Source organism: Streptomyces apricus, assembly GCF_008369065.1.
In the GTDB taxonomy this organism is placed as follows: domain Bacteria; phylum Actinomycetota; class Actinomycetes; order Streptomycetales; family Streptomycetaceae; genus Streptomyces; species Streptomyces apricus.
This window is the reverse complement of the sequence record NZ_VDFC01000046.1, coordinates 34,635-43,443: the sequence shown is the minus strand read 5'-3', so window position 1 is coordinate 43,443 and position 8,809 is coordinate 34,635. Positions and strand designations below refer to the sequence as shown.

7 protein-coding genes and 2 pseudogenes are annotated in these 8,809 nt (G+C 75.0%); 6 read left to right on the top strand and 3 right to left on the bottom strand.

Translation table 11 applies throughout. The annotated features are described in order from the left end of the window. Window positions 1–568: pseudogene (locus tag FGF04_RS20260) on the top strand (LysR family transcriptional regulator); the annotation flags it as partial. Here FGF04_RS20260 and FGF04_RS20255 read toward each other — a convergent pair. Both FGF04_RS20255 and FGF04_RS20250 read right to left on the bottom strand, forming a co-directional pair. Continuing rightward, window positions 515–964: pseudogene (locus tag FGF04_RS20255) on the bottom strand (gamma-glutamyl-gamma-aminobutyrate hydrolase family protein); the annotation flags it as partial. The pseudogenes FGF04_RS20260 and FGF04_RS20255 sit on opposite strands and share 54 nt — an antisense overlap. A gap of 54 nt (window positions 965–1,018) precedes the next feature. After that, window positions 1,019–1,762, bottom strand: coding sequence for a FadR/GntR family transcriptional regulator (locus FGF04_RS20250; RefSeq protein ID WP_149512734.1), 744 nt, complete (start codon window positions 1,760–1,762; stop codon window positions 1,019–1,021). A gap of 77 nt (window positions 1,763–1,839) precedes the next feature. On the opposite strand from FGF04_RS20250, the gene FGF04_RS20245 reads away from it, so the two are divergent. The 4 genes from FGF04_RS20245 to FGF04_RS20230 all read left to right on the top strand — a co-directional run bounded on the left by FGF04_RS20245 (window position 1,840) and on the right by FGF04_RS20230 (window position 6,487). Next, on the top strand, window positions 1,840–3,204 hold the full coding sequence (locus tag FGF04_RS20245; RefSeq protein ID WP_149512733.1) for a glutamine synthetase family protein: 1,365 nt from the start codon (window positions 1,840–1,842) through the stop codon (window positions 3,202–3,204). Window positions 3,205–3,215: 11 nt separating this feature from the next. Next, complete coding sequence (locus tag FGF04_RS20240; RefSeq protein ID WP_149512732.1) at window positions 3,216–4,631, top strand: aldehyde dehydrogenase family protein; 1,416 nt, start codon at window positions 3,216–3,218, stop codon at window positions 4,629–4,631. Continuing rightward, a complete protein-coding gene (locus FGF04_RS20235; protein WP_149512731.1) occupies window positions 4,628–5,443 on the top strand; it encodes a 3-oxoacyl-ACP reductase in 816 nt (271 codons plus the stop codon). Before FGF04_RS20240 ends, FGF04_RS20235 begins: the two co-directional genes overlap by 4 nt. 66 nt (window positions 5,444–5,509) lie before the next feature. After that, the gene (locus tag FGF04_RS20230) at window positions 5,510–6,487 is read left to right on the top strand and encodes a DUF2510 domain-containing protein (protein ID WP_235882420.1); all 978 of its coding nucleotides are present in this window, start codon (window positions 5,510–5,512) and stop codon (window positions 6,485–6,487) included. 64 nt (window positions 6,488–6,551) lie between these two features. On the opposite strand, the gene FGF04_RS20225 is transcribed toward FGF04_RS20230, so the two are convergent. Then, the gene (locus tag FGF04_RS20225; RefSeq protein WP_149512730.1) at window positions 6,552–7,754 is read right to left on the bottom strand and encodes an amino acid deaminase/aldolase; all 1,203 of its coding nucleotides are present in this window, start codon (window positions 7,752–7,754) and stop codon (window positions 6,552–6,554) included. Between the two features lie 195 nt (window positions 7,755–7,949). Here FGF04_RS20225 and FGF04_RS20220 point away from each other — a divergent pair, with 195 nt between their 5' ends. Continuing rightward, on the top strand, window positions 7,950–8,138 hold the full coding sequence (locus FGF04_RS20220) for a hypothetical protein (protein WP_149512729.1): 189 nt from the start codon (window positions 7,950–7,952) through the stop codon (window positions 8,136–8,138). Window positions 8,139–8,809: the final 671 nt, after the last annotated feature.

The following is an 8,809-nucleotide window of genomic DNA, read 5'->3' as shown; positions in this document are numbered from 1 at the left end:
CACCCAGCCCGCCGCCAGCAGCCGGATCCGTTCCATGGAACGGCAGCTGGGGGTGGCGCTGGTGGACCGGTCGCCCAGGGGCTCCCGGCTCACCGACGCGGGCGCGCTCGTCACGGACTGGGCGCGGCGGGTGGTGGAGGCGGCGGAGGCGTTCGACGCGGGGGCGCAGGCGCTGCGGGACCGCCGGGACTCGCGGCTGCGGGTGGCCGCCAGCATGACGATCGCCGAGTACCTGCTGCCGGGCTGGCTCATCGCGCTGCGCGGGCAGCGGCCGGACACGGCGGTGTCCCTGATCGCGGGGAACTCGACGGTGGTGGCCGAGCGGGTGCTCTCCGGTGCGGCGGACCTGGGGTTCGTGGAGGGGGTGTCCGTGCCGGCCGGGCTCGACTCCGCGGTCATCGCGCACGACCGGCTGATCGTCGTGACCGCGCCCGGGCACCCGTGGGCGCGGCGGCGGCGGGCGCTGGACGTGGCGGAGCTGGCGGCGACGCCGCTGATCCTGCGGGAGGAGGGGTCGGGGACGCGGCAGGTGCTGGACGCGGCGCTCGGCGGGCCGGCCCGCCCCGTCGATGTGCTGCACCAGCGTCCCCCCGAGCGCGACGTTCAGCAGCTGCATCCCCCGGCAGATCCCCAGCAGCGGCGTCCCGGCGTCCAGCGCGGCCCCGATCAGCGCCAGCTCCCAGCTGTCGCGGGCCCGCGCCTCAGGCCCGCAACGGGGATCGCGGGCGGCCCCGTACCGCCCCGGATCCACGTCCGGACCCCCCGCGATCACCAGCCCGTCGAGCCGCGCGACGACCCCGGCGGCGTACGCCGGATCGTCCGGCGGCAGCATCGCGGCCACGCCCCCCGCCGCCTGGACGAGCCGCGGATAACCGGCCGGCAGCAGCGCCGCCTCCAGCTCCCACACCCCCCACCGCGCGGTCTCCAGGTACGTACTGACGCCTATGAGCGGCCTGTCCGTCATCCCGGCCCCCGATCTCCCATGGTTCGTGTTCGTCAATGGACAGTCTGCGTACCTTTACGTCAGGAAGCCGCGCAGCAGCGCCGCCGTGCCCGCGCAGTGCTCCCGCATCGCCCCGCGCGCCCCGTCCGCGTCCCCGGCCAGGACCGCCTCCACCAGGGCCGTGTGCTGGCGCTGGGAGTGCTCCAGGTTCCGGACCAGGAGCGGGATGCAGTCGAGGAGGTCGTTCACGGTCGAACGTACCGCCGCGTACTGGGCGGTCAGCGTCGCGGACCCGCACAGCTCGGCCAGGGTGAGGTGCAGCAGGGTGTCCAGGCGCCGGTACTCCGCCAGCGGGGCGTCCCGGGTGCGGGCCAGCGCCGCACGCAGCAGCCCCGCCTGCGCGGACGACAGGCCCCGGGACGCGCAGAGCTCCGCCGCGCCGACCTCCAGCACCTCCCGGAAGCGCAGGACGTCCTCGATGTCGACCCCCGCGACGCGCCGCCGCAGCTCGGCCCCGCCGGCCGCCCCGGCCACCCCGGAGCGGGCCCGTACGAACGTGCCGCCGTACCGCCCCCGCCGTGACTCGACGAGCCCCTGGTCCTGCAGCACCCGCAGGACCTCGCGCAGCGTCACCCGGCTGATCCCGAGCCGCCGCGCCAGCTCCCGCTCGGCGGGCAGCCGTTCGCCGCCCGGGACCAGGCCGAGGCGTACCACCTGCAGGATCTGCTCCAGGGCCTCCTCGAAACCGTTGCCCGCGCGCACCGGCCGCAGCACCGGCGCCAGCCGGTCGTCCGGGCCCGGTGAATCCGGTCGTGCCATCCGGCTGCGCCCCCTTCCCAAGCAATGGTCCTCCGCAATACCTTATGGCTCTCGGCTGACCGAAGGAGGACTTTCCCGTGGCAGACCGCACACCACCGCTCAGCGTCGAGGAACTGCGCGCCCTCGTCGCGGGCGGCGACATCGACACGGTCGTCCTGGCCTTCCCGGACATGCAGGGCCGGCTCCAGGGCAAGCGGTTCGCCGCGCGGTTCTTCCTCGACGAGGTGCTGGAGCACGGCACGGAGGGCTGCAACTACCTCCTCGCCGTCGACACCGAGATGAACACGGTCGACGGGTACGCGATGTCGTCCTGGGAGCACGGGTACGGCGACTTCGCCATGCACCCGGACGTGGGCACGCTGCGCCGGGTCCCCTGGAACGCCGGCACCGCGATGCTCGTCGCCGACCTCGCCTGGGAGGACGGCTCGCCCGTCGCGGCCGCGCCCCGCCAGATCCTGCGCCGCCAGCTGGAGCGGCTCGCCGGGCACGGGTTCACCGCCCGGGCGGGCACCGAGCTGGAGTTCATCGTCTTCAAGGACACCTACGAGCAGGCCTGGGACGCCAACTACCGCGGCCTGACCCCGGCCAACCAGTACAACATCGACTACTCGGTCCTCGGCACCGGCCGCATCGAGCCCCTGCTGCGCCGGATCCGCAACGAGATGGCGGCGGCCGGCCTGACCGTCGAGTCCGCCAAGGGCGAGTGCAACCCCGGCCAGCACGAGATCGTGTTCAAGTACGACGACGCCCTGGTCACCTGCGACCAGCACGCGATCTACAAGACCGGCGCCAAGGAGATCGCCTCCCAGGAGGGCGTCTCGCTCACCTTCATGGCCAAGTACGACGAGCGCGAGGGCAACTCCTGCCACATCCACCTCTCGCTCGCCGACGCCGACGGCGCGAGCGTGATGGCCGGTGACGGCGAGGGCGGCATGTCGCAGGTGATGCGCCACTTCCTCGCCGGGCAGCTCGCCGCGCTCCGCGACTTCTCCCTCCTCTACGCGCCCAACATCAACTCGTACAAGAGGTTCCAGCCGGGCTCGTTCGCGCCGACCGCCGTCGCCTGGGGCCACGACAACCGGACCTGCGCGCTGCGCGTCGTCGGCCACGGCCCCTCCCTGCGCTTCGAGAACCGGCTGCCCGGCGGGGACGTCAACCCGCACCTCGCGGTCGCCGGCCTCGTCGCGGCCGGGCTGTACGGCATCGAGCAGGAGCTGGAGCTGCCCGAGGCCTGCACCGGCAACGCCTACACCGCCGGGTACGAGCGCGTGCCCACCACCCTGCGCGAGGCGGCCGAGCTCTGGGAGAACAGCCCGATCGCCAAGGCCGCCTTCGGCGACGAGGTGGTCGCCCACTACCGCAACATGGCGCGCGTCGAGCTCGACGCCTTCGACGCCGCGGTGACCGACTGGGAGCTGCGCCGCTCCTTCGAACGCATGTGAGAGGTCCTTCGTTGTCGCACACCCCCACCCGGTCCGGGGCACACCAGGGGCACGACGAGCACCAGCTCGTCGTGCTGAACCCGGCCACCGAGGAAGTCGTCGCCACCGTCGCGGGGACCGGTCCGGCGGACGTCGACGCGGCCGTCGTACGGGCCGGTGCGGCGCAGGTCCGGTGGGCCGCCCTCGCCCCCGGCGAACGGGCCAGGCTGCTGCGCCGCTTCGCCGTCGTCGTCGACGAGCACACCGAGGAACTGGCACGCCTTGAGGTCCGCGAGGCCGGCCACACCCTCGGCAACGCCCGCTGGGAGGCGGGCAACGTCCGTGACCTGCTCGACTACGCGGCCGGGGGAGTGGAGCGGCTCACCGGCCGCCAGATCCCGGTGCCGGGCGGCCTCGACATCACGATCCCCGAACCGCTGGGCGTGGTCGCCGTCATCGCGCCCTGGAACTTCCCGATGCCGATCGCGGCCTGGGGCACGGCCCCCGCGCTCGCGGCCGGCAACGCCGTCCTCCTGAAACCCGCCGAGACGACCCCGCTGACCGCGCTGCGACTGGCCGAACTGGCCCTGGAGGCAGGCCTTCCCGAGCACCTCTTCCAAGTCCTGCCCGGCGCGGGACCCGTCACCGGCGCCGCGCTGGTCGAGCACCCGGGCGTCGCCAAGATCGTCTTCACCGGGTCGACGGCCGTGGGCAAGCAGGTGCTGGCCAGGGGGTCGGCGCTGCTCAAGCGCGTCACCCTCGAACTCGGCGGCAAGAGCCCCAACATCGTCTTCGCCGACGCCGACGTAGAGGCCGCCGCGGCCGCCGCCCCGATGTCCTTCCTCGACAACTCCGGCCAGGACTGCTGCGCCCGCACCCGCATCCTCGTGCAGCGCTCCGTGTACGACCGCTTCCTCGAACTCCTCGCGCCCGCCGTCGAGTCCGTCGTCGTCGGGGACCCGGCCGACGAGAAGACCGCCATGGGCCCGCTGATCTCCAGGACCCAGCTGGAGCGCGTGCGCTCGTACGTCACCGACGACCTGCCGGGCATCAGGGGCACCGCGCCCGACGGGCCCGGCTTCTGGTTCCCGCCCACCGTCCTGACCGGGGTCGAGCCCCACGCGCGCGTGGCCGTCGAGGAGGTCTTCGGACCGGTCGCCGTCGTCCTCCCCTTCGAGGACGAGGCCGACGCGGTCCGGCTCGCCAACGCCACCGACTACGGCCTGTCCGGCTCGATCTGGACCCGGGACGTGGGCCGCGCCCTGCGCGTGTCGGGCGCCGTCCGGGCCGGGAACCTGTCCGTCAACTCGCACTCCAGCGTGCGCTACTGGACCCCCTTCGGCGGCTTCAAGCAGTCCGGCATCGGCCGCGAGCTCGGCCCGGACGCCCTGGCCGCCTTCACCGAGACCAAGAACGTCTTCATCAGTACGGAGGGCCCCGCACAGTGACCGCATCGACCCCGCCCGCACCGGCCCCGGCGCCCGACGCCGTCGTCTGCCGCCGCCTGGTCGGCCGTACCGCCGTCGTCACCGGCGCGGGCAGCGGCATCGGCCTCGCCACCGCCCGCCGGCTCGCCTCCGAGGGCGCCCACGTCGTCTGCGGCGACGTCGACGAGACCCGCGGCAAGGCCGCCGCCGACGACGTCGGCGGGATCTTCGTCAAGGTCGACGTCACCGACCCCGAGCAGGTCGAGGCGCTGTTCAGGACCGCGTACGACACCTACGGGTCCGTCGACGTCGCCTTCAACAACGCGGGCATCTCACCGCCCGACGACGACTCGATCCTGGAGACCGGCCTGGAGGCCTGGAAGCGCGTCCAGGAGGTCAACCTGACCTCCGTCTACCTGTGCTGCAAGGCCGCGATCCCCTACATGCGCCGCCAGGGCAGGGGGTCGATCATCAACACCGCCTCCTTCGTGGCCCGGATGGGCGCCGCCACCTCGCAGATCTCCTACACCGCGTCCAAGGGCGGGGTGCTGGCCATGTCCCGCGAGCTGGGCGTGCAGTTCGCCCGCGAGGGCATCCGGGTCAACGCCCTGTGCCCCGGGCCGGTCAACACCCCCCTGCTCCAGGAGCTGTTCGCCAAGGACCCGGAGCGGGCCGCGCGCCGCCTCGTGCACATCCCGCTCGGACGGTTCGCGGAGGCCGACGAGATCGCCGCCGCGGTCGCCTTCCTCGCCAGCGACGACTCCTCGTTCGTGAACGCGTCGGACTTCCTGGTCGACGGCGGGATCTCGGGCGCGTACGTCACCCCGCTCTAGGACCGCTTCGGGCCAGGTCCCGAGGTGACTCGTGTGGGCCCGCCGGGCGGCCCTTAGAGTGCCGGGATGAGCATGACGACCCCGCCCGGCTGGTACCGGGACCCCGACGCCCCGCACACGGAGCGCTGGTGGGACGGGACCGCATGGACCGAGCACCGCCGCGCACCCGGAGCACTGCAACAGCCGCAACAGCCCTCACAGCTGCCGCAGCCGCCCCAGCCGTACGGGGCCTACGGAGCGTACGGACAGACGGTGCCGCCGCCGGTGGGCGAGGGGCCGAGCGGGCGTGCCAAGGCGGTCGCCCTCGTCGCCGCGGCGGCCGTCCTGGTCGCCGCCCTCGTCACCGGCGCCGTGGTCCTGACCGGGGACGACGGCGCCGGCGTCCGCGGCGCGCGGACTGGGCCGACCCCCGCGTCCCCGGCCCCGACGGACGCGTCCCCGTCCGAGGACACCACCACCGGACCGTCCGCTGACCCCGGCACCGTGGTGGACGAGCTCAACGGCATCACCCTGCCGGTCCTCGACGGCTGGACCGCGCCGCGGAACGTCTCCGACAGCGACATCGTGCTGACCACACCCGGCACCTACCCCTGCCCGGGCGACGACGGCCTCTGCCGCCGCGGCACGGTCCTCTCGCGCACGGTGACCGCGAACGACGAGAAGTCCCCGGCCGCGCTCGCCAGGGACGACATCGCCGACGCCGCCGACCTGGCGTACGACCGCGACAAGCTCGACCGGCGCCCCTTCCACGGGATCACCTCCCACGAACTGGTCGGACAGGGGCCGGTGGCGGTCGCCGGGCGCACCGGCTACTACGTGCGCTGGCGCGTCAGGACCGAGGCGGGCCCCGGCGGGTACGTCCAGTCGACGGCGTTCCCGTCCAGCGTGGGCTCGGAGTCGCTGGTCATGGTGCGCTACGTCTTCGACGCGGGCGCCGAGGGGCCGCCGCTCGCCGACATGGACCGCATCACCGACGGGATCCGGCCGGTCGGCGACGCGGACACCGGCGGCGGGGTGGGCAGCAGCATCGGCCCCTCGCGCTGACACCGCGTCCGCCGACACCGATTCCGCCGACACCGAGTCCGCGGACCCGCTGACGGGCCGGGGCCTACAGGAACGTGTGGCCCTCGCCGCGGTACGTCGGCACCGTCGCCGTCACCGCGTCGCCCTCCACGAGGTGCAGCGTGTCGAACCGCTCGCACAGCTCCCCGGCCTTCGCGTGCCGGAACCACACCTTGTCGCCGATCAGCAGGTCGTCGGCGGGCGCGCCGAGCAGCGGCGTCTGCACCTCGCCCGCGCCCTCCTGCGCGTCGTACCGCAGCCCCTCGGGCAGGTACGGCACGGGCAGCCGGTCGGCGCCCGGGGCGCCCGAGGCCGGGTAGCCGCCGCCGAGCACGGTCACCACGCCGACCCCCGGCCGGCGCACGACGGGCTGCGCGAAGAGCGCGGCCGGACGCCCGCTGAACGACGTGTAGTTGTCGAAGAGCCGCGGCACGTACAGCCCCGACCCGGCCGCGATCTCGGTCACCGCCTCCTCGGCCGCGGTGTGCTGGACGCTGCCCGTGCCACCGCCGTTGACGAACTCCAGGTCCGGCGCGACGGCCCGCACCGCCCGCACGACGTCCGCCCGGCGCTGCGCCAGCTCCTTGCGGGCCGTGGCCTGCATCAGCCGGATCGCGCGCGACCGGAAGGGGCGCCCCCGCAGGGAGTCGCCGACGCCCGCGATGTGCCCCTCGTACGCCATGATCCCGACGAGCCGGAAACCGGGCCGGCGGGCGATCGTCCGCGCCAGGTCGGCGACCTGGGCCGCGGAGTGCAGCGGGGAGCGGCGGGCACCGACCCGGATCCGGCCGCCCAGCATCTTCAGCGCGGTGTCCATCTCCAGGCAGACGCGCACCTCCTCGCGGCCGCCGGCCCGGGCGTCGTCGATCAGCCGCAGCTGCGCCGGGTCGTCGACCATGACGGTCACGGCGGCGGCCAGCTTGGGATCGCCGGCGAGCTCCGCGTACGCCGCCCGGTCGGTGGACGGATAGGCGAGCAGCACGTCGTCGAAGCCGGAGCGGGCCAGCCACAGCGACTCGGCGAGCGTGTAGGACATGAGCCCGGCGAAACCCTCCCGGGCCAGCACGCGTTCGAGCAGCGCCCGGCAGCGCACCGACTTGCTCGCGACGCGGACGGGCTTGCCCGCGGCCCGTCGTACGAGATCGTCCGCGTTGGCGTCGAAGGACTCCAGGTCGACGATCGCGACGGGTGCGTCCAGGTGAGCGGTGGCCCGGTCGTAGCGGGCCCTGTCTGCGGCGCGGGCTGTCATGTCCGAAGCCTGCCAGACCCGATCACAGCAGGGTAGGGGGACGTTCCGGGCAGATGCCCCGGGCCCGCGGACCGGTTCCCACGCGCGGCGCGTCAACCCGTAGAGTGACGCGCACGCGAGCGGGGAACGGATCCGGACGGGTTCCTTCGGCCGGGTCTTCCTGCGAGCCGGACGACCGGGTCGAGGAAACGGGGGGTGCATGAGCACGGAAGCGCGGCGCGCCCCCGTTCCTCCGCGCCCGTCGACGCCACCGGAGCCGTCTGCTTCGTCCGGACCGCCCGCGCCGTCCGGACCGCCCGCCTCGTCCGGACCGAACGCCTCGACCGGGCCGTCAGCACCGGCCGCACCGGCCGCACCGTCCGCGTCGTCCGTATCCGACAGTGAACGTCCGCCCTCGCAGGAGCCCGTGGACACGGGCCGCGACGACGCGGAGCCCGCCGGGGGCGACTGGTTCGGGCCGCGCCCCACGAGCACGCCGCCGCGTCCGCGCACGTCCGGCACCGCCGGGCCGCGGGACGTCCCGGCACCCGACGCACCGCGCTTCCCGAGCCTGCGCCCGCACGGCGAACGCGACCGCCCGCGCCCCGACGGGGAACGCGGACAGCGGCAGGCCTCCGAGACGCTCCCGCCCCCGCCGGCCTCGGCACGCTTCCCGGACACGCCGCCCGGCGGTACGCACGTCCCGCCGCGCCCGGCGACGGCACCGGGGACCTCCCCCGGCGGCGCCGAGTGGGCCGGTGTCACGCCGCGTCCGGGCGCCGGACGCACGGCGGACGCGGGACGCGCCGCCCGGCCGGGCACCCCGCCGCGCCCGGCGACGGCACCGCGCGCGCCCGCGGCGGGCGCCGCGTGGACGAGCGTCCCTCCGCCTCCGCCCACGGCGCCGACACCGGCGCCCGCACCCGCACCGGCGTCCACCGCCCCGCCGGGCGACTCCGCGCGCCCTGCGACGGGTGGGCCCGGCGGCCCGAAGGGGAGCGCCCCGGCCGCGGCTCCCGGGCGTGCGCGTACGGACCGGCAGGACGTCCCGCCGCGCCCACCGGGCGGACCCCGGG

What these genes read in the sequence shown, in the direction of transcription:
- FGF04_RS20250 (WP_149512734.1), bottom strand. Translation starts at nt 1,762, where the DNA reads ATGGCACGACCGGATTCACCGGGCCCGGACGACCGGCTGGCGCCGGTG.
- FGF04_RS20230 (WP_235882420.1), top strand. Translation starts at nt 5,510, where the DNA reads ATGAGCATGACGACCCCGCCCGGCTGGTACCGGGACCCCGACGCCCCG.
- FGF04_RS20225 (WP_149512730.1), bottom strand. Translation starts at nt 7,754, where the DNA reads ATGACAGCCCGCGCCGCAGACAGGGCCCGCTACGACCGGGCCACCGCT.